Raw genomic sequence first — 19219 nt, forward strand, 5'->3', positions numbered from 1 at the left:
CACGCCATACCGCGGCTGCCCGGCGGGCGGGATCAGGAATTGCTCTTCTGGGCGATATAGCTTGGCAGTCTGAGATCGGGCGCGACGACGAAGCAGGAAACGCGCTGTTTGGCGAGACTGTTGCACGCTTCGCGCGCTTCCGCCTCATCAAAGCCGACGAACTGCGCGCGGTAGAAGGGCTTGCCGTCGGAGAGCGCCTTCTCGATATTGACGCGACGTCCCTGCAGCAGGCGGCTCGACTGCTCGGTCGCCTTGTAGATCTGGTTCTCCGCTGTCGATTTCTGGCTGAAGGCGCCGATCTGGATGGCCCAGTTCATATTCGCCGTCTTGTCCGTCTCGAAGCCGGAGCCGGCCGCCGCCGTGGTCGTGCTGCCGCGGGTGACGGAAACGCCGGTTGCGTTCATGTCACTCACCGTATAGACGCTGGCGCCGCTTGCGGGTGGTGTCGGCGCGGGGAGGGGGACAGGGGTGACGGAGGCCACCTCGACGCTCGCGGCGCGGTCATGCGGCTGGCCGAGGGCGATGCGCAGCGGCTTGTCGAACGGTGTCGGCACCGTGCTCGGGTAAATCGCCTCGATCTTCTCAAACCCGGTGTCGAGCAGCGACATCATGTGCGCATCGCGGCTTTTCGCGGTCTGGCCGCCGAAAACGACACCGATCAGGCGATGATTGCCGCGCTTGACAGAGGCAACGAGATTGAATCCCGAGGCGCGGATGTAGCCGGTTTTGATCCCGTCCGCGCCCTTGTACTGGCCTAGCAGATTGTTGTGGTTCTTGTGCTTGCGGCCTTTGTAGTCAAACTCCTGCAACGACATGAAATGGTAATATTGCGGGAAGTTGTGGATCAGGGCGGCACCAAGAATGGCCATGTCGCGCGCCGTGCTTTTCTGATGCTTGTTGGGCAGGCCGCTCGCGTTCCGGAAAGTCGTCCGCGTCATGCCGAGGGACTTTGCCTTTGCCGTCATCATGCGCGCAAATTCGGCTTCCGTCGGCGCCATTGCCTCGGCGAGCACGGTCGCCGCGTCATTCGCCGATTTCGTGATCAGGCCGAACATCGCGTCCTGAACGGTGATGGTCTGGCCTTTTTTCAAATCAAGCTTGGTCGGCGCCTGGCCGGCGGCCCGGGCGGAGACGGAGAGCTTCTGGTCAAGCCGGAGCTGGCCCCGCTGCAGCGCCTCGAACGTCATGTAGAGCGTCATGATCTTCGTCAGGGACGCCGGGTAAAGCCGCTCGTCGGCATTTCGGGAGTAAAGGATTTCACCGCTTCGGCTGTCCATGACGACGGCCGCATAGCGCGCCTCGGCCGTAGCGGGCAGCATTGCGACCAGAATGAAAAGGCAGAGAAGAGACGCGAGAAATGTCGAAAAGCGGGGGGCAAAAAGGCTTCCGACGCGGCGTTGCGGGCGGCGCATCTGCGGTTTGATGGCGATGGCTGTCTCTTCGGGTCCCTGGTGCAACGCTCGACCTGTTTTACTGATATTACGGATACGGTTACGCGTGGATAGTCCCACTTGTTGCCGAGTGTAGGAAAATCGGCGAATCATGTCCATCATTATTCCGATAAAAAAATTGTTATCGCATATGAACAACGAAACCTATCCTCTTGATCTGTGTGAGATAACGCGTTGCTTTCATTTCACTTTGTCAGAATATACGAGGAGGGTTAATATCCCGTTAGCCAGATCGCAAAATATTGGACAGCCCATGAAATTATTCCGCGCCGCGCTTCCCGCACTTGCCATGACGTTTCTGCTCGCCGGTTGTGCCGCCGATAGCGGCTCGGTCGGCAATCCCGTCTTCCGCCCGTTCCAGTGGTTTTCCTACGCCAACGGCGATGACATTCGCGAGCAGTGCACGGCGGGGCGCAATGCGCGCTACCGGCTGATCTACAACGCGATTTATGACGAGCAGGTGCGCACCTACGACATCGTGCAGGTTGCGCCCTCGGGCGCGGCGGTGCAGACAACAAATGTCTTTCGCGGCGGTACCATCGGCGCTGACTGGCTGCTCGGGCAGGTTTCGGGATCGGGCGCGCGCGCCGGTAACTACAGCCGCGTCGATATCAGCCTCGATGACCTGGTGGCGATCGAACAGGCGCTGATCCGCTCCGGCTTCGAGAAGCCGGCCATCCGCGGGCAGATCCTGCATTCGGACGAGTTCTACTGGATCGCGATGGTCTGCCGGGAGGGGAATTTCAAATATTACGCCTGGACTGATCGGAACGCGGATGTCGCGAAGCTGCCCTTCCGCGAGGTGCTGGCAAAAGGGGACGAGACCGGCGCCGCCTTTGTCGAGCCCTATACGCCGACCGTCTTCGGCCGCTCCTCGCGCTACTATACCGCGGGCCGGGGCGGGACCTATTTCACCATGCAGATTGGCGATAACGGCATCATCAGGTAGCCCGGCTCGCATATCGCGCCAGCAGCATTTTTTTGCGATATTTTATAGTTTTTGCCGCGTACTTTGCGCGCACGGGATGTATTGTGTTTAAAAAATCGTCGCAAAATCAATATATTGCATAAATAGTTAATTTATGTTGCGGCGCACAAAAAATCATTGACATCTATCAGGTGCCTATTATATACAGTGCGTATTGCTGCAGTGCGGCAAACAGAATTTACAGGCGCTATACCAGAAAGGTTAAGTCCATGAGCAAGAAAGCAACGCTGAACGCGACCATTGATCCGGCAGCCGTTCAGAAGGAATTCGAGACTGTTCTCGCAACCGGCCGCAAGACGCTTCAGGACGCGTTCCTGAGCGGCACGGAAGCTGCGGAAAAGGCATTCAAGTCCAATACCGAAACGCTTAAGACCAATTACGAGAAAGTTGTCGCCGAGAGCAAAACCGGCTACGAGAAAGCCGTCAAGGCGTTTGAAGGCTCGCAGTTCTACGACAAGAACAGCGCCGAAGCCTTTATCAACGCCGGAAATGTCGCGGTTGAAAAGGGCGAGAAAATCGGTGCGGCCCTGATCGATTTCGGAACCGAGCGCTGGCAGGATGTTTTCAACGTCGCCAAGACGCTGGCCGAGACGGAAGACTATGCCAAGGCGATCGAAGTCCAGACCGAGTTCGCCCGCAACAGCCTGCAGACCTATGTCGCCGAAGTGAGCCGCATCAACTCGCTGCTGACGGAAGCCGCCAAGTCTGTTGTTGAGCCGTTCGGCACCCGTTACGCTTCGGCGCTTGATGTGTTCACGAGGCAGGCCGCCTGATCGGCTGCGAACTAACCGTTTGAAAAGGCCCGGGTTTCGACCCGGGCTTTTTTTATGCCCGCCCCACAATGTTCACATTTTGCTGATTTTTTGAGACGGTAATAATATTTTTTTGAATTTCCTGCTAAGCTATATACTTATTGTAATGATGACAATGTGCGCTGCACAAGAGCAGCCGTAGAAAAGGAACGGAGTGAGACATCGGTTTATCTGTTCGGGCAGGACGACAATGAGTAACAATGACGACAATGACAAACGCGGTCAGGGACCCGGAACCGGCCTCGTCACAAAGACAAGGCCCAAGACGAAGAAGCCATCGCTATGGCGCGTCCTTTTGCTGAACGATGACTACACACCGATGGAATTCGTTGTGTATGTGCTCCAGAGATTTTTCAATATGGATGAACAGACTGCCGTGCAGATCATGCTGCATGTGCATCACAAAGGCGTCGGTAACTGCGGCGTTTTTCCGTACGAGGTTGCCGAGACCAAGGTCGCGCAGGTCATTGATTTTGCGCGTGAACACCAGCATCCCCTGCAATGTACGATGGAGAAAGAATAGTGCCCGGATTTTCCAATTCACTTGAAGAAACTCTGCATCGTGCCATGGCTCTCGCCACCTCGCGCCGCCATGAGTTTGCGATGCTGGAACATCTGCTGTTTTCCCTGACCGAGGATCAGGATGCGGCCGCGGTGATGCGCGCCTGCAATGTCGATGTTGATCTGCTGCGGCGTGATCTTGAGGCGTTTATCACCGAGGAGCTCGATGACCTGGTGATGGACGGCTTTGTCGAGGCGCGGCCGACGCTGAGTTTTCAGCGCGTGGTGCAGCGTGCGCTCATCAATGTCGAAAGCTCCGGCCGCGAAGAAGTGACCGGCGCCAACGTGCTGGTCGCGATTTTCTCGGAGCGGGAGAGCCATGCCGTCTACTTCCTGCAAAAACAGGAGATGAGCCGGCTCGATGCCATCAGCTATATCAGCCACGGCGTCGCCAAGGCGCCCGGCAAGGAAACGCCGCGCGCGATCCGCGGCGTCGACGGCGAATACAAGGCCGAGAAAGAGGCGAGCAGCAACACCGCGTCCGAGGGCAAGACCGAAACGCTCGAAGCGCTCGATGCCTATTGCGTCAATCTCAATGAAAAGGCGGCGGCCGGAAAGATCGATCCGCTGATCGGCCGGCACGACGAGGTCGAGCGGACGATCCAGATCCTCTGCCGCCGCTCCAAGAATAACCCGCTTTACGTGGGCGATCCGGGCGTCGGCAAGACGGCGATCGCCGAGGGCCTCGCCCGCCGTATCGTCCAGGGCGATGTGCCGAGCGTTTTGCTGCCCGCCGTCATCTACTCGCTCGACATGGGCGCGCTGCTTGCCGGCACGCGCTATCGCGGCGATTTCGAGGAACGTCTGAAGGCAGTGATCAGCGAGCTGCAGGGGTTGGATAACGCCATTCTCTTCATCGACGAGATTCACACCATCGTTGGCGCAGGCGCGACGAGCGGCGGGGCGATGGATGCCTCGAACCTCCTGAAGCCGGCGCTCGCGAGCGGCGATATCCGCTGCATCGGCTCGACCACCTATAAAGAGTTCCGCAGTCACTTTGAGAAGGATCGGGCGCTGCTCCGTCGCTTCCAGAAGATCGACGTGCGCGAGCCTTCGGTCGAGGACAGCATCAAGATCCTGAAGGGTCTGAAGCCCTATTTCGAGGAATATCACCAGATCCGTTATACGGCGGACGCGATCAAGGCTGCGGTGGAACTATCCGCCCGCTACATCCATGATCGCAAGCTGCCGGACAAGGCGATTGACGTGATCGACGAGGTGGGCGCCGCGCAGATGCTGAAGGCGGAAAGCCGGCGCAAGAAAACCATTGGTGTTCGCGATGTCGAGGCGGTAGTTGCCAAGATTGCCCGCATTCCTCCGAAATCCGTCTCGAAGGAGGATACCGAGAGCCTTCGCAAGCTCGATGTGGATCTGCGCCGTGTCGTATTCGGCCAGGATGCCGCGATCGATGCGCTCGCCAGCGCCATGAAGCTTGCGCGGGCGGGCCTTCGCGAGCCCGAAAAGCCGATCGGCTGCTACCTCTTTTCCGGCCCGACGGGCGTCGGCAAGACGGAGGTCGCGCGGCAGCTCGCCTCCATCATGGGTCTCAACCTCGTGCGCTTCGATATGTCGGAATATATGGAGCGGCACACGGTCAGTCGCCTGATCGGTGCACCGCCCGGTTACGTCGGCTTCGATCAGGGCGGGCTACTGACGGACGCCATCGACCAGCAGCCGCATTCGGTCCTGCTGCTCGACGAGATCGAGAAGGCCCATCCGGACCTCTTCAATATCCTTCTGCAGGTCATGGATCATGGCAAGCTGACGGATAACAATGGCAAGCAGGTGGACTTCCGCAACGTGGTGCTCATCATGACCACCAACGCGGGCGCCCATGAAATGACCCAGCGGGCCATCGGCTTCGGCAACGAGTTCCGCGAAGGCGAGGATGAGGAGGCGATCAAGCGCCTGTTCACGCCGGAGTTCCGCAACCGCCTCGATGCGACGATCCCCTTCGCGCCGCTGCCGCCGGAAGTCGTGTCGCGGGTGGTCGAGAAATTCGTCCTGCAGCTGGAGACGCAGCTTCAGGATCGCAATGTCACGATCTCGCTCTCCGATACCGCGGCGACCTGGCTCGCAGAGAAGGGCTATGATTCCGCCTATGGCGCCCGGCCGCTGGCCCGCGTCATTCAGGAATCGATCAAGAAGCCGCTCTCCGAGGAGCTGCTGTTCGGCAAGCTGGTCAATGGCGGGCATGTCTCGGTCGGCGTGAAGGCGGGCGAGCTTACCTTCAAGATCGACAGCGCTCCCGAAAGCGGCGCGAAGAAAGCCGCCCAGCGCAAGTCACGCAAGAAAGGCTCCAGCAAGGATACGGAGCTGATCGAGAAATAACCGCAACCTGCGGCGGAAATGGAAAAGGCGGGACAGTGATTGTCCCGCCTTTTTATTGCCCGAAATCGTCATTTCTGCCCGATCACCTTGCGCTTTTCATTCAGCGCCTTCAGATAGGCAATTCCCTCATCGGCAATGGCGTAGCCGACCATATCCTCATTCTCCCCGGCGAGTTCCTCCATATCAACCCAATGCGCATAAATGGGGCGCGTGCGATCGGTAATGATGCCGGACTTGAACAGCGTTTTCACGAGAACGCGGAAGATGTTGGTGGATTCCTTCAGCGTGTTGCGCCGGTCCTGGTCGGTGTAGACTTCGCGGCAGGCATCGCGCACCCATTCCCAGTCGAGACCGAACTGCTGATAGATCACCTGCTTCTGGCGGATGTTGATGAGGTTGAAGAGGACCGTCTCGAAGCATTGCGCGGCCCAGTCCTCGACCTGCGCATGCTCTTTTGCGTCGAGCTTCGGGATCGTCTTGTCGGCCCAGATCTTGCCGAACTTGTGATGGAACGCCTCATCGGTCATGACAAGCTGCGTCAGCCGTTTGAGCAGCGGATCATTTGTCTTGCTGTGGAAATTGGCGAACGCGCCCATCGCCAGCCCTTCGACCAGCATCTGCATGCCGACCAGCTTTTTATAGACTTCATTCGCGCCGACGAGCTCATTGAGCAGCGCGCCGAACGCCTCGCCGACCGGGTAGGGGCGGCCCCAACGCGCGCTGATGTAGCGGCTGAAGGCGGTGACGTGGCGGGCTTCCTCGCGCGTCTGATTGGTGGCGTATTCCTGCGCCCCCGGATCGACAAGGATGTGACAGAGGCTGGCGCTGAGCGAGAGCGCGCCCTGTTCGCCGTGCAGGATCGCCGAGAGGCCCCAGCGCGTGCTTTCATTGGCAAGGCGAATGCGCTGGCCTTCATCGAGAACGTCGGCAACCGCACTCTGCAGCTCCGGCACGGTTTCGGGCGGCATCAGATATTCATTCTCAAGATCGAACGGGCTGTCGAAATCGAGATAAACCTTGTCCATCGGATCCCAGAAATGATCATGGGTTGCCGAGATGATACCATCAAACGCATCAGTCCGCGTGCCGTAGCGGTCCACCTCCAGCATCGCCGGAAAATCGTCCCGGTGGACGGTGTTATAGATCGGATCGCGGGTGATATGGTCGCTCATGACGTCTCCCTTTCTTGTCTGTGCTGTGGCAGCGTCTTGCGGCTGTCCTTTACGTTTACGTAAACGTCAATATTAGTATAATGCACAGACAGGGAAATTTCAAGGCGGTATTGCGCGCAGCAGTTGCCTGCGGCGCGAGAGGCGTACCCGCCTTGATTACGCGACGTAAAATGCGGATCGCGCTAGCCGTCGCCGAGTTTCCTGAACGGGGAATGCGCACTCAGGTAATCGATCTCCGCTTCCACCTCGCGCGTTTCGCGGCGGAGAAAATCCGCAACCGCCGCCTGAAAGCCGGGATCGGGGAACCAGTGGGCGGAGAAAGTCTCCGTCGGCAGGTAACCGCGCGCAAGCTTGTGCGGCCCTTGTGCGCCCGCTTCGACACGTTTCAGCCCATGCTTGATCGCGTAGTCGATGGCGCGGTAGTAGCAGGTTTCGAAATGCAGAAAGCGGTGATCCTCGATGCAGCCCCAGTAGCGGCCATAGAGGCAGTCGCTACCTTTAAGATTAAGCGCGCCCGCGATATAGCGCCCGTCGCGGGCGACCATCATCAGTACGACCTGATCGGCGAGATAAGCGCCAAGCAGGCTGAAAAATTTGCGGTTGAGATAGGGCGTGCCCCATTTGCGGCTTCCGGTATCCATGTAGAAGCTGAAAAACGCATCCCAGTGATGCTCGCCAATCTCCGCGCCGCTCAGTATTTCGAACTCGAGCCCGGCCTCCGTCGCCCCGGCGCGTTCCTTCCGGATCGCCTTGCGTTTGCGCGACGAAAGCTGGCCTAGAAAATCATCGAACGTCTCATATCCCTCGTTGACCCAATGAAACTGCTCACCGCTTCGGATCAGGAAGCCCTCTTTTGCGGCAAGATCGCGCTCTTCCTCAGTCAGAAAGGTGAGGTGGACCGATGAAATATTATGCTCGGTCGCGATACGCCGCACGCCCGTCAGCAGCAGCCGCTGATATTCCTCGCGCCGCGGCCCCGCCGGCGTCAGCAGGCGCGGGCCTGTCACCGGCGAGAAGGGGACGGCGAGCTGCAGTTTCGGATAGTAGCGCCCGCCCGCGCGCTCATAGGCATGCGCCCAGCTGTGATCGAAGACATATTCCCCCTGGCTGTGCCCCTTCACATACATCGGCGCGACGGCAGCGATCTGGCCACCGATCTCGAGCGCGAGATGGTAGGGCATCCAGCCGCCGCGTGCGGAAACCGACCCGCTCTCCTCAAGCGCGCGGAGAAACTCGTGGCTTACGAACGGATGATCGTCGACGCGGCAGGAGTTCCATGCGTGCGGCGTGATTTCAGTGATGGATTGCAAAGTCTTGACGGATGCGCTGTCAGACATTGGCCTGGCGGAATAAGAATGTGACCTTCATCCTGTCATTCTAACAGATATCTCGCGTTGGAGGGGCCGGCCGCACAAAATTATTTTTCCTCGCCGCAGCGGTTTCAGGGTTGAAAATTATTCAACTTATATATGTATAGAATTACATATGAACAATTTTTAATATTTATTGCGAGGAGATTTTCATGGACTGGATCAAGGTGGGGACGGCGGCGCTTCTCGGCGGCGCGGCGGCCGCGGTGATAACGGCGCTGCTGGTCATTTTCTTTGCCGAGCCGGACGGGGACAGCCCGGCGGTTGCAGCGGGTGAAGTGCCGGCGGGCGCTGTGGTCGCGTTCGATCAGGAGGGCGCCTGCCCGGCCGGTTGGGCGCGCTATGACAAGGCGGCGAGCCGGGCGATTATCGGCGCTGCCGATCAGTCGCCGGGGCAGGGCAGTGACGGGAAGCCGCTGACGGCGTGGAAAGCGGGAACAGCGGGCGGGCAGGAAAGCGTCGTGCTGACGGCGGGGAATCTGCCGCCCCACAGCCACGCCTACGCGGATATCTATTATTCGGAATCGGGCGGTACGGTGACGGTGCCGAATAACCGCGGCAGCCATGCCAGCGACAATGACAACAAGGGCTTTGAGATGAACCGCACGACGCTGCCCGATCAGGGGAGCGCGAGCCCCGTCCCGCTGACGCCGCCCTTCCTTGCCCTGCTTTACTGCGTGAAGGGATAGCCGGGGGACGGTGGCCGGGCGCGCCGCATCGGGCCGCCCGGCCTTCGCATCAGTTGATTTCGAAAACCGCGTCGATTTCGACGGCGACATTCATCGGCAGCGCATTGGTGCCGACGGCGAAGCGGGCATGGCGGCCTTTTTCGCCGAACACCTCCACCATCAGGTCAGAGGCGCCGTTGATCACCTGCGGCTGCTCGCCAAAGCCGTCCGCGCAGTTGACGAAGCCGCTCAGCTTGACGCAGCGCACGACGCGGTCGAGATCGCCCTCGCAGGCGGCCTTGAGATGCGAGAGGATATTGAGGCCGCAGACGCGGGCGCAGGCCTTGCCCTCTTCGGTGGTGAAATCCTTGCCGACCTTGCCCTGCCATTTCAGCTTGCCGTCGACGAACGGCACCTGGCCAGAGATGAAGACGAGATTGCCCGTCTTCACGAACGGCACATAGTTGGCGGCCGGCGCGCTCGCCGTGGGAAGGGTAATGCCCAGTTCTTTCAGTTTCGCATCAATCTTGCCTGTCATTTCCGTCTCCATAGTCTCAATGTTGGGGATCAACCGCCGGGCCGGCCGCCGCCGCCGCTCGTGATCCGGATGCCGACATTCTTCGTCTGCACATAGTTGAGCAGGGCTTCCTGACCCTTTTCACGGCCATAGCCGGAGCGTTTCATGCCGCCGAACGGCGTCTCGATCCCGCCGGCGAACCATTCATTGACGAACACCTGCCCCGCAACAAGCCGGTCCGCCGCCCAGTGCGCGGTTGCAAGATCGCGGGTGTAAACCCCGGCGCAGAGGCCGTAATCGGTGCCGTTCGCGATGCTGATAGCCTCTTCCGGATCCTCGAAGGTGAGGATCGAGAGAACGGGGCCGAACACCTCCTCGCGGGCGATGGTCATATCGGGCGTGAGGCGGGTGAAGATGGTGGGTTCAATAAAGTGGCCGGGGAGATCCGGCGCCTTGCGCCCGCCCGTCACCGCCTCGGCGCCCGCCTGAACGGCGGCGCGGCACATGCCTTCGATTTTGTCGGCCTGCGGCCCTGAGATGACGGGGGTGATGTCGTGCCCGTCGATGCCGGGGCCGATGGAGAGGGAATTCGCCTTCGCCGCCAGCCGCTCGACCACCTCGTCCTCCAGCGCTTTCGGCACGATGAGGCGCGACTGGGCCGAGCAGACCTGCCCCGCATGGGTGAAAATGCCGCTCGCCGTGGAGTTGACCGCCTGCTCGATATCGGCATCCTTGAAGAGGATGGCGGCGGACTTGCCGCCGAGCTCCATCACGCAGGGGATCACCCGTTCCGCCGCTGCGCGCAAAATCGACTGACCCGTCGCGACCGAGCCGATAAAGACGATATGATCGATGTCGGGGTGGGAGACGAGGCTTGCGCCGCAGTCATGACCATAACCGCAAAGGATATTGACGGCGCCTTTCGGCACGCCGGCCCGGTGACAGGCTTCGGCAATGAAATAGGTGGAAAGCGGCGAGAGTTCCGGCGATTTCAGCACCACCGTGTTTGCGGTTGCGAGCGCGCAGGCGACCGAGCGCGCGGCGATCTGCAGCGGGAAGTTCCACGGCACGATCTGCGCCGAGACCCCGAAAGGCGTCGGCACGGTGTAGTCTACATAATCGGCGCCGAGCGGGATCATCCGCCCTTCCAACTTGTCGGTGAGGCCGCCGTAATAGGTGAAGTAGCGCGCCGCCGCGAGCGCCTCATTCTTGCCACCCGTCAGCGTCTTGCCATTATCGAGACACTCGGCAAGCGCGATCTCATCGGCCATTTCGGTCATGTGCCGGGCGATCTCGAACAGCATTGCGCCGCGATTGACCGGGCGCATGCTGTAAAGCTCACGGCTGTTGAAGGCCCTGCGGGCGCTCGCAACCGCATGATCGACATCGGCTTTCCCGGCGCGCGCAACCTCGGCGATCTGTTCGCCCGTCGCCGGGTTCTCGATAGCGATCCGCCCCTTGTCGGACGCATCGACCCACGCGCCATTGATATAGTTCTGCCAGTATTTCTTGAGTTCGTGCATATCTTCTTCTCCGCAGCTTGCTTTCGTTTCTAGCATGAGGTTTCGGCAATGTACAGCGGTTGAGAAAGCACGGCAAGATTTTTTCCGCCGCGAGGGTTATCTGCGCGTGAAAGAGGCCTATATGACAGCCGCAGGTAACGCTCCAGTATAAGGGGGGGCAGGTGGAAACCGACGATCTATGCGTACATTTCCGGTCCGACAGCGCGGAGGAAGCGCTCTTTTCGTGGCTGATCGATGCGGGACTGAAAGGCGAGCGCATCCGTGATCTGTTTGTTCAGTTCTGCGAACGGCTGAACGAGGAAGGCATCATGGTGAAGCGCGCCAGCATCACGCATAGCGCCATTCATCCGCAGGTCAACGCCTTCATGCATATCTGGCGGCGGGGCGAGGGGCTGGTCAGCAACACCAACTTCCTGCATACCGACATACCGGGCGAAGGCTGGTTCGCGAGCCCCTTCTTCTACATGCTCTCCAACAATGTCGACATCCTGCACCGTCCGCTCGGGCCGGAAAGCGAGCTCGATTTTCCGGTCCTCGTAGAATTTCGCAACGCCGGGATGACCGACTGGTACGCGCAGGCGTTCGACTTCGGCTGGGGATTTGAGAATAAGCATCTCGAGCATTCCGCCGGGGTCATCACAAGCTGGGCGACGGACCGGCCGGGCGGCTTCAGCGAGGCGGAATTCAGCCTCCTCCGTCGCATCATTCCGGTGTTCGGCCTTGCCGTGAAGGGCATCGCCTCCTTCCGCACCGCGCAGTCGCTTCTGGAAACCTATATCGGCCGCAACACGGCGGGCAAGGTGCTCTCGGGCCAGATCCGGCGCGGTTCGGTCGAGAGCATCAATGCGGTTCTCATGCATGCGGATCTCCGCGGTTTCACCAGCCTTTCTGACGTGTTGCCGCAGGAAGCGCTGATCGACATGCTGGACCAGTATCTCGAATGTATAGCAACGCCGATCGAGACGGCGGGCGGCGAGATCCTGAAATTTATGGGCGACGGGCTGCTTGCGACATTCGAGATGCCCGTGACCGACCCGCGCGAGGTACAGCTTATCTGTGAGACGGCGCTCACCGTCGCGCGGCAGATGATCTCCGATGTCGACGCGATCAATGACGAGCGCGCCGCGGCCGGCGAGCCGGTGATGGAACTCGATATCGCGCTGCATGTCGGCGACGTGATGTATGGCAATGTCGGATCCGAAACGCGGCTAGATTTCACGGTGATCGGCCCGGCCGTCAATGAGGTGAGCCGGATGGAGGCGCTCTGCGAGCTGCTCGGCAGCCACCTTGTCGCCTCGGCGGATTTCGTCGGCCTTTCGCGCGGAAAAGCGACGGGGCTTGTCTCCTGCGGGCTGCATGAGCTGCGCGGCGTGCGGGAGCCGCTCGAGCTTTTCTGCGACCGCGCGCCCGCGGCGGCTGAGCACGCCCGGGTCTAGGTCTCAGCGCGCGGCTTTGCCGGCCGCCTTCACCTCATACATGGCTTCATCGGCCTTGCGAAGGATATCGTCGAGCTTCGTGTCGCCGTCATAGGCCGAGACGCCGATGCTGGCGGTCAGCCGGATGTCGCATCCGCGCGCGCTGAAGGCGGCGCCGGCGATCGCCTCGCCGATTGCGGCGGCGCGGCGGCGGCCATTCTCAAAATTGGTATGGGTCAGCACAAAGATAAACTCATCGCCGCCGATCCGCGCCACAAAATCGGAACTGCGGACATTCTTCTTCAAAAGGTCGGCGAGCAGGCACAGCGCCCGGTCTCCGGTGGCATGGCCGAAACGGTCGTTGATGCCCTTGAAATCATTGAGGTCGAGATAGGCGAGCACGCCCTCTTCGCGGTGTCGCCGGGCCGAGGCCAGCAGTCGTTCCATGAAATCCAGCAGGCCGCGCCGGTTGGCAAGACCCGTCAGTTCGTCCGTTGAGGAGAGCGCCTCCAGCTCGCGAATACGCTGCTGCTGCTCGCTGATATGCTGCTCGGCGCTGGCCGCGTAGGCGATGATGCGGTTGATAAGCTGCCAGTGCCGCCGTGCCGTCTGCTGATGCAGGCTGGATTTCAAAACGCTGGACAGGTCTTCCAGATGCGGGCCGATATCCGGGTCAAGCCCCAGCGGCAGCATGGAATGTGCGGATGGCGCATGTGACAGTGTTAAGGGCATTATATCTCTCCTTGAAGCCCGGCTCCCAATCGCTTCTGAAACTCTGATACCGTGTGGCCGGGCCGGCATGTTCTATTGCCTGACGAGAAGCAACAGGCATGCCAATTAATGCGCCGAAAAATTATTATGTTTTTCAAAGTGTTGGACGCCCGGGCTTGAATCCTGCAATTTTTAGGTTAATTTGTCCGGCAATTTATGCCCGCCGCTCCAGGAGAAAACTGCCGTCTTGCCATAATTCCGCTTAATCTCCTCGATAACACTTCACAGCGTCGCTGGAGACGTATAAAACTGGCGCTAAGGGGCGCCCGTCGCCGCCTGTAATTTCAAGCGAATGAAAGCGTGATCGTGATGCATGGGACCGGATTTCTAAAGCTTTTCACCGGCATTGTCGTCGCCCTTGTGATGGGGACCGCGCTTGCGAGCGCGCAGCCGCTTCGCCTTGCCTCGCATCAGGCCGTCTATGATCTGCAACTCGATCACAACCAGCAGGACAGCGGCTTTGAGGCCATCCTCGGCCGCGTCGCCATCAAGCTTGAGCAGAATTGCGAAGGGCTGATCGTCAACCAGCGGATGGTGCTGGAGATGAGCAACTTCGATGGCGACGTGATGATCTCCGATTACACCCTGGCGACATGGGAGGACAATGACGGGGGGCTGATGCGCTTCGACATGTCGAACCAGCTGAACGGCCAGCTGCTCGAGAAATATAGCGGCATCGCCGAGCAGCAGGAGGATGGCGTCTCCATCACCTTCCATGAGCCGGCGAAATCACGCCTTGACCTTCCGGCCGGCGTCATCTTCCCGGGCGAGCACAGCCGCCAGTTGATCAAGGCGGCAGCGGCCGGGCGCAAGCTTCTCTCGGCCCGTGTCTATGACGGCAACGGTGAAGAGGGGCTTTCCGACACCCTCGCGGTGATCGGCAAGGGGCAAACGCTGCTCGCGCCCGCTGAAAATGAGGAGGCGCTCCGCGGTCGCATGTACTGGCCGGTGCAGATCTCCTTTTTTGATCTACGCGAACAGCAGTCAGAGCCCGATTACAAGGTGGCGATGAAGATGTTCGATAACGGCGTCGCGACGGATATCCATCTCGATTATATCGACTTCTCCCTGAAGGGCAGGCTTTCGAGCCTCACCATGCTCGATATGGAGAAATGCTCCTGAGCGGCGGGCAGGCGATCGCACTGCCTGAAATCCTGATCAGTCCTCTGTCGTCGGCAGGCCGCGGCCGCGATTGATTACCGCATCCCCGAATTTTTCCCGCACGCGGTCGATGGCCGCTTCGATCTCGCGCACCCGGCCGCTGTCGCCGCCAAGTAGGTCCGGGCGGTCCGCGTCGGCGACATCGCCGAAACTGCTGATCCCGACGCCGATCAATCGAAACTGATGATCCATCGCGGCTTTCTCGAGCAGCGGGCGGACGGCCTTGTAGAGCGTCTCCGCAAGCTGCGTCGGCTGCACCAGTGTGTGGCTGCGGGTCAGGGTGCGAAAATCGCCGGTTTTCAGCTTGAGGGTAATTGTCTTTCCCGCCATATCCGCCTGTTTCAAACGCTTTGAGACTTTCTCGCAAAGTGGCCAGAGGCGCGCGAGAAGGACGGCCGTCTCGCCGATATCCGTCTCGAACGTCGTTTCCGCCGAGATGCTTTTGATCGCCCGGTCCGCCTCCACCCGCCGGTCATCTTCGCCGCGCGCAAAATGATAGAGCCGGCTGCCCATCGCGCCGTAGCGGGCGATCAGTTCCGCCTTGTCGCGCGATTGCAGCTGACCGATGCGACTGATCCCTTCCGATGCCAGCTTGCGCTCGAGCGCCTTCCCGACGCCCCAGATATCGCTGACGGGACGGGGGCTCAGAAAGTTGCGCGCTTCGGCCCGGCCAATGACCGCAAAGCCGTTCGGCTTGTCGAGATCGGAGGCGAGCTTGGCGAGATACTTGTTATAGCTGAGGCCGATGGAGACGGTGACGCCGATGGTCTCCTGAACCTCGCGGGCCAGCCACGCGACGGACTGCGCGGCGCTCCGGTGATGCAGACGTTCCGTGCCCGTGAGATCGAGAAAAGCCTCATCGAGCGAGAGCGGCTCCACATCCGGCGTCAGCTTATCGTAGAGCGCGCGGACGGCGCGGCTGACGGTGCGATATTTCGCCATATCGGGCGGCACGATCAGCGCCTCGGGGCAGAGCTGCTTCGCCTTGAAGAGCGGCATCGCCGAGCGCACCCCCGACATGCGGGCGATATAGCAGGCGGTGGTGACGACGCTGCGGGCGCTGTCATGGGCGACGATGACCGGCTTTGCCCGAAGCGCCGGATTGTCGCGCTTTTCCACCGCGGCATAGAAGGCGTCGCAATCAACATGGGCGATGGTGAGGTCAGCGAGCTCCGCATGATAAAGGAGGCGGGGCGAGCGACAGGCGGGGCAGCGCCCATCGGCGGGGCGCTCGCGCATATCAACGAGGGTGCAGCATTGTCGGCAGAGCCCGGCCATGCGGCGCCCGTCAGGAAAGCCCCGTCCCGATGTGACGGAGAATATGATCGCTGATTTCCGGCCAGCTGTGCAGGCGCACGTGGCAATCCTCCGCCGGGCCCAGCAGTTTGGAGAGGCGCGCATCGGCGATGTAATGCAGCCGCTGCACATGCGCCGCATGGGTGCTGACGGAACGGTGGTTGTGCGGAATGTCGTCGATGAAGAAGGCCGGCGCATCCAGCCCGTCGGTGAGGAAGCGCACGACCTCGCCCTTGCTGCCGATATTGGCGATCAGCGGAAAATCCATCCCGCCCTGCAGCAGGCTGCCGCGCCGCTGCTCGGCATATTTCGGCGGCACGTTGCTGAGGACGACGACCTGGGCATGATCGCTGAGGCTTGCAAGCCCCTCCGCCGCGCCCTCCACAACGGCGAGGCTTGCGCAGCGCTCATCGAAGAAATCCGTGAGGAGGCGGCCCACCTCCTGCTGCTCGATGGCCTCCTTCGAGGCAATGCGGCGGATATTTCCGGTTAGCGCGAAGGATGTCCAGTCGAAGTAAAGCTCGCGCGTTTCAAGAAATGCCTCAAGCCCCGCCATGAAGCTGAACAGCACCTCGTCGGCGTCGGTGATGACAAGCGGGCGCTGCTTGTCGATCTGCAGCGTCTCAAGCTGGGGCCGCACGTCGTCGTGAATACCGGCATACATAATCAGTAATCCTCTATCGGGGCGCCGGGAAGGGCCCTCCGCGCACGGGCAGGGGTCAGGGCGTCGATATTTTCATGGTCGCAGAACTCAATAAGAATATCTTCATGGGCCAGCAGAAAATCAAGGATGCCGGCCAACATCTCGCCGCTGTCCATCGCGCTTGCCAGATGGCGCGGATCAATTCCCGTCTCAAACATCAGCCGCTCCAGGGTTTTTTCGCGTCCCGCAACATAGGCAAGTGCCTGAAGAGCGACTATTTCGGCATTTTCGCGGTCCATTGAGTTTTATCTTTCTTTAAAACCGCTTACAGTAATGGAAAATTAAACATATATCTGTTTACTTGGATCGAATGATAGTCTCAAGCGTTGAAAAAGGGAACGGGGAAGCAGGCGGTAATCAGTCTATTTCCCGCTTCGGTCGCGTTTGACCTTAGGAATGAACGGGTTGAAAATGAAGACAGTATTGATTGTCGAAGACAACGACTTAAATATGAAACTGTTCCATGACCTCCTCGAGGCGCATGGTTACAACACCATTCAGACCAAGGACGGGATGGAGGCGCTCAGCCTCGCACGTGAACATTCGCCTGACCTGATTCTAATGGACATCCAGCTGCCCGAGGTCTCCGGCCTCGAGGTGACGAAATGGATCAAGGAGGATGAGGCGCTGAAGTCGATTCCCGTTATTGCCGTCACGGCATTCGCGATGAAGGGGGACGAGGAGAAGATTCGCGAAGGGGGATGCGAAGCTTATATTGCCAAACCGATCTCTGTCGAAAATTTCCTCAACATGGTCAAAGAATTTCTGAGCTAGATAATGTCTGCACGCATTCTGGTCGTTGACGACGTCATTCCGAACGTCAAAATTCTCGAGGCAAAGCTGTCTGTCGAGTATTATGACGTCGTGACGGCCTATAACGGTCCGGATGCGCTGAAAATCGCCCGCGAACAGCAGCCCGACCTGATTCTTCTCGATGTGATGATGCCGCAGATGGACGGCTTCGAGGTCTGTCGCCGCCTGAAGGAGGATCGTCACACCGCGCATATTCCGGTCGTCATGGTGACCGCGCTCAGCGAGGCGGCCGACCGCGTTCAGGGGCTGGAAGTCGGCGCGGATGATTTCCTCACCAAGCCCGTCGACGATCTCTCGCTATTCGCCCGCGTCAAGTCGCTGCTGCGCCTCAAGATGATGATGGATGAGTTCCGCCTGCGCGAGGAGACGAGCTCCGAGCTTGGCGTCATTTCGATGTCGGACCGCAAGGAGGAGGCAATCCAGCGCGCCCGCATCCTGGTGATCGACGATAACGAATATTCCGTCCGCCTCATCAGGGAAGTTTATGCCGAAACCTATGACGTGACGCTGGGATCGGATATGGAAGAGGCGCGCGTTCTCCTTAGCGGCGGGGATTTCGATCTCGTCGTCATCAGCCTCGATTCCGCCCATTTCGATCCGCTCCGGCTGTGTTCGCGCATTCGCAGCATGGAAGAAACCCGCCAGCTGCCGATTCTTACCCTTGTCGACGAATCGGATCGCGACAAGCTGATCAAGGGGCTGGACCTCGGGGTTAACGATTATGTGATGCGGCCTATCGATACCAACGAGCTGATCGTCCGCACCCGCACGCAGATCCTCCGCAAGCAGTATCAGGATCGTCTCCGCCATAATTTCCATCGCAGCCTTGAGCTTGCCGTCACCGACAGCCTGACGGGCCTCTATAACCGGCGCTACATGTCCAACCATCTGGATGCGATCCTGCAGCGCGCCCGGATGGATTATAAACCGGTCTGTGTCATGATCATGGATATCGATTTCTTCAAGCCGGTCAATGACACTCACGGCCATGATGTCGGGGACGAGGTGATCAAGGAATTCGCGCGGCGCATCGCGACCGGCGTGCGCGGCATCGATCTTGCCTGCCGCTACGGCGGGGAGGAATTCGTCGTGGTTATGCCGGATACCGAGATTTCGCTGGCGATGGCGGTTGCCGAGCGCCTGCGTCGCCAGATCGCGGACAAGCCCTTTGCCGCGCGCAAAGGCGCGATCTCGATCAATCTCACCTGCTCGATCGGTGTGACGGTTTCGGGCGAAGAGGAAATGGCGGACAGCCTGCTGAAACGCGCCGATGAAGCGCTCTACAAGGCGAAAAAGGACGGGCGCAACCGCGTCGTCGTGGCGCCCTCGAATGTCCGCTCCTTCTCCCAGCCGCCGGGAATCGCCGCGCGCTGAGGGTGGGTAATCAGACAATAAAAAAGGCCGCAGGTTGCGGCCTTGTTTTTTTGGGGCAAGCGACGTTACTTGATTTTCGCTTCCTTGAATTCCACATGCTTGCGGACGACAGGATCGTACTTGCGAACGACCATCTTCTCCGTCATCGTGCGCGGATTCTTCTTGGTGACATAGAAAAAGCCAGTGTCCGCCGTGCTTACCAGCCTGATTTTCAATGTTGTCGGCTTAGCCATGTCCGAAACTCCAGTCGTCTCCCGCGGCATCGCGGAAGTAAATTATGATCGAAGCCCGGA

19 protein-coding genes are annotated in these 19219 nt (G+C 59.8%); 9 read left to right on the forward strand and 10 right to left on the reverse strand.

Annotated elements, in window-relative coordinates:
• Positions 1 to 32: 32 nt before the first annotated feature.
• Positions 33 to 1457, reverse strand: a complete 1425-nt coding sequence (locus V7Z56_RS07140) for a D-alanyl-D-alanine carboxypeptidase (RefSeq protein WP_334128688.1) — start codon at positions 1455 to 1457, stop codon at positions 33 to 35.
• Positions 1458 to 1704: 247 nt separating this feature from the next.
• On the opposite strand from V7Z56_RS07140, the gene V7Z56_RS07145 reads away from it, so the two are divergent.
• The 4 genes from V7Z56_RS07145 to clpA all read left to right on the forward strand — a co-directional run bounded on the left by V7Z56_RS07145 (position 1705) and on the right by clpA (position 6143).
• Complete coding sequence (locus V7Z56_RS07145) at positions 1705 to 2400, forward strand: hypothetical protein (protein WP_334128689.1); 696 nt, start codon at positions 1705 to 1707, stop codon at positions 2398 to 2400.
• A gap of 248 nt (positions 2401 to 2648) precedes the next feature.
• Complete coding sequence (locus V7Z56_RS07150) at positions 2649 to 3212, forward strand: phasin family protein (RefSeq protein WP_334128690.1); 564 nt, start codon at positions 2649 to 2651, stop codon at positions 3210 to 3212.
• Positions 3213 to 3441: 229 nt separating this feature from the next.
• Entirely contained in the window at positions 3442 to 3774 is a 333-nt protein-coding gene (gene clpS / locus V7Z56_RS07155; protein WP_334128691.1) for an ATP-dependent Clp protease adapter ClpS, read from the forward strand.
• A gap of 44 nt (positions 3775 to 3818) precedes the next feature.
• On the forward strand, positions 3819 to 6143 hold the full coding sequence (clpA, locus tag V7Z56_RS07160) for an ATP-dependent Clp protease ATP-binding subunit ClpA (RefSeq protein WP_443023767.1): 2325 nt from the start codon (positions 3819 to 3821) through the stop codon (positions 6141 to 6143).
• Between the two features lie 68 nt (positions 6144 to 6211).
• Here the strand turns inward: clpA and V7Z56_RS07165 are convergent, their stop codons facing one another.
• Both V7Z56_RS07165 and V7Z56_RS07170 read right to left on the reverse strand, forming a co-directional pair.
• A complete protein-coding gene (locus V7Z56_RS07165; RefSeq protein ID WP_334128693.1) occupies positions 6212 to 7315 on the reverse strand; it encodes a long-chain fatty aldehyde decarbonylase in 1104 nt (367 codons plus the stop codon).
• Between the two features lie 182 nt (positions 7316 to 7497).
• The gene (locus V7Z56_RS07170; RefSeq protein ID WP_334128694.1) at positions 7498 to 8652 is read right to left on the reverse strand and encodes a GNAT family N-acetyltransferase; all 1155 of its coding nucleotides are present in this window, start codon (positions 8650 to 8652) and stop codon (positions 7498 to 7500) included.
• A 185-nt stretch (positions 8653 to 8837) separates the two neighbouring features.
• Here V7Z56_RS07170 and V7Z56_RS07175 point away from each other — a divergent pair, with 185 nt between their 5' ends.
• A complete protein-coding gene (locus tag V7Z56_RS07175) occupies positions 8838 to 9374 on the forward strand; it encodes a hypothetical protein (protein ID WP_334128695.1) in 537 nt (178 codons plus the stop codon).
• Between the two features lie 49 nt (positions 9375 to 9423).
• Here the strand turns inward: V7Z56_RS07175 and V7Z56_RS07180 are convergent, their stop codons facing one another.
• Both V7Z56_RS07180 and V7Z56_RS07185 read right to left on the reverse strand, forming a co-directional pair.
• Complete coding sequence (locus V7Z56_RS07180; protein WP_334128696.1) at positions 9424 to 9891, reverse strand: RidA family protein; 468 nt, start codon at positions 9889 to 9891, stop codon at positions 9424 to 9426.
• A gap of 29 nt (positions 9892 to 9920) precedes the next feature.
• Entirely contained in the window at positions 9921 to 11393 is a 1473-nt protein-coding gene (locus V7Z56_RS07185) for an aldehyde dehydrogenase family protein (RefSeq protein WP_334128697.1), read from the reverse strand.
• A 161-nt stretch (positions 11394 to 11554) separates the two neighbouring features.
• On the opposite strand from V7Z56_RS07185, the gene V7Z56_RS07190 reads away from it, so the two are divergent.
• Positions 11555 to 12829: an adenylate/guanylate cyclase domain-containing protein gene (locus tag V7Z56_RS07190; RefSeq protein WP_334128698.1), complete on the forward strand. Its 1275-nt coding sequence runs from the start codon at positions 11555 to 11557 to the stop codon at positions 12827 to 12829.
• 3 nt (positions 12830 to 12832) lie between these two features.
• Here V7Z56_RS07190 and V7Z56_RS07195 read toward each other — a convergent pair whose 3' ends face one another.
• On the reverse strand, positions 12833 to 13540 hold the full coding sequence (locus tag V7Z56_RS07195) for a GGDEF domain-containing protein (protein ID WP_334128699.1): 708 nt from the start codon (positions 13538 to 13540) through the stop codon (positions 12833 to 12835).
• A gap of 348 nt (positions 13541 to 13888) precedes the next feature.
• On the opposite strand from V7Z56_RS07195, the gene V7Z56_RS07200 reads away from it, so the two are divergent.
• Complete coding sequence (locus tag V7Z56_RS07200; RefSeq protein ID WP_334129052.1) at positions 13889 to 14701, forward strand: EipB family protein; 813 nt, start codon at positions 13889 to 13891, stop codon at positions 14699 to 14701.
• A 36-nt stretch (positions 14702 to 14737) separates the two neighbouring features.
• Here the strand turns inward: V7Z56_RS07200 and V7Z56_RS07205 are convergent, their stop codons facing one another.
• Genes V7Z56_RS07205 through V7Z56_RS07215 form a run of 3 tightly spaced genes read right to left on the reverse strand, consistent with a single transcriptional unit; the run spans position 14738 to position 16978 of the window.
• The gene (locus V7Z56_RS07205; RefSeq protein WP_334128700.1) at positions 14738 to 16018 is read right to left on the reverse strand and encodes a DNA polymerase IV; all 1281 of its coding nucleotides are present in this window, start codon (positions 16016 to 16018) and stop codon (positions 14738 to 14740) included.
• A 10-nt stretch (positions 16019 to 16028) separates the two neighbouring features.
• Complete coding sequence (locus V7Z56_RS07210) at positions 16029 to 16700, reverse strand: hypothetical protein (protein ID WP_334128701.1); 672 nt, start codon at positions 16698 to 16700, stop codon at positions 16029 to 16031.
• Between the two features lie 2 nt (positions 16701 to 16702).
• Positions 16703 to 16978: a DUF3572 domain-containing protein gene (locus V7Z56_RS07215; protein WP_334128702.1), complete on the reverse strand. Its 276-nt coding sequence runs from the start codon at positions 16976 to 16978 to the stop codon at positions 16703 to 16705.
• Between the two features lie 172 nt (positions 16979 to 17150).
• Here V7Z56_RS07215 and V7Z56_RS07220 point away from each other — a divergent pair, with 172 nt between their 5' ends.
• Both V7Z56_RS07220 and V7Z56_RS07225 read left to right on the forward strand, forming a co-directional pair.
• Positions 17151 to 17513 (forward strand): response regulator, encoded by a 363-nt coding sequence (locus V7Z56_RS07220; protein WP_334128703.1) that lies wholly within the window; start codon positions 17151 to 17153, stop codon positions 17511 to 17513.
• A gap of 3 nt (positions 17514 to 17516) precedes the next feature.
• Positions 17517 to 18926: a PleD family two-component system response regulator gene (locus tag V7Z56_RS07225; RefSeq protein ID WP_334128704.1), complete on the forward strand. Its 1410-nt coding sequence runs from the start codon at positions 17517 to 17519 to the stop codon at positions 18924 to 18926.
• 65 nt (positions 18927 to 18991) lie between these two features.
• Here V7Z56_RS07225 and rpmG read toward each other — a convergent pair whose 3' ends face one another.
• Complete coding sequence (rpmG, locus tag V7Z56_RS07230; protein WP_334128705.1) at positions 18992 to 19159, reverse strand: 50S ribosomal protein L33; 168 nt, start codon at positions 19157 to 19159, stop codon at positions 18992 to 18994.
• Positions 19160 to 19219: the final 60 nt, after the last annotated feature.

Origin of the sequence: Sneathiella sp. (assembly GCF_036844445.1) — a bacterium.
In the GTDB taxonomy this organism is placed as follows: domain Bacteria; phylum Pseudomonadota; class Alphaproteobacteria; order Sneathiellales; family Sneathiellaceae; genus Sneathiella.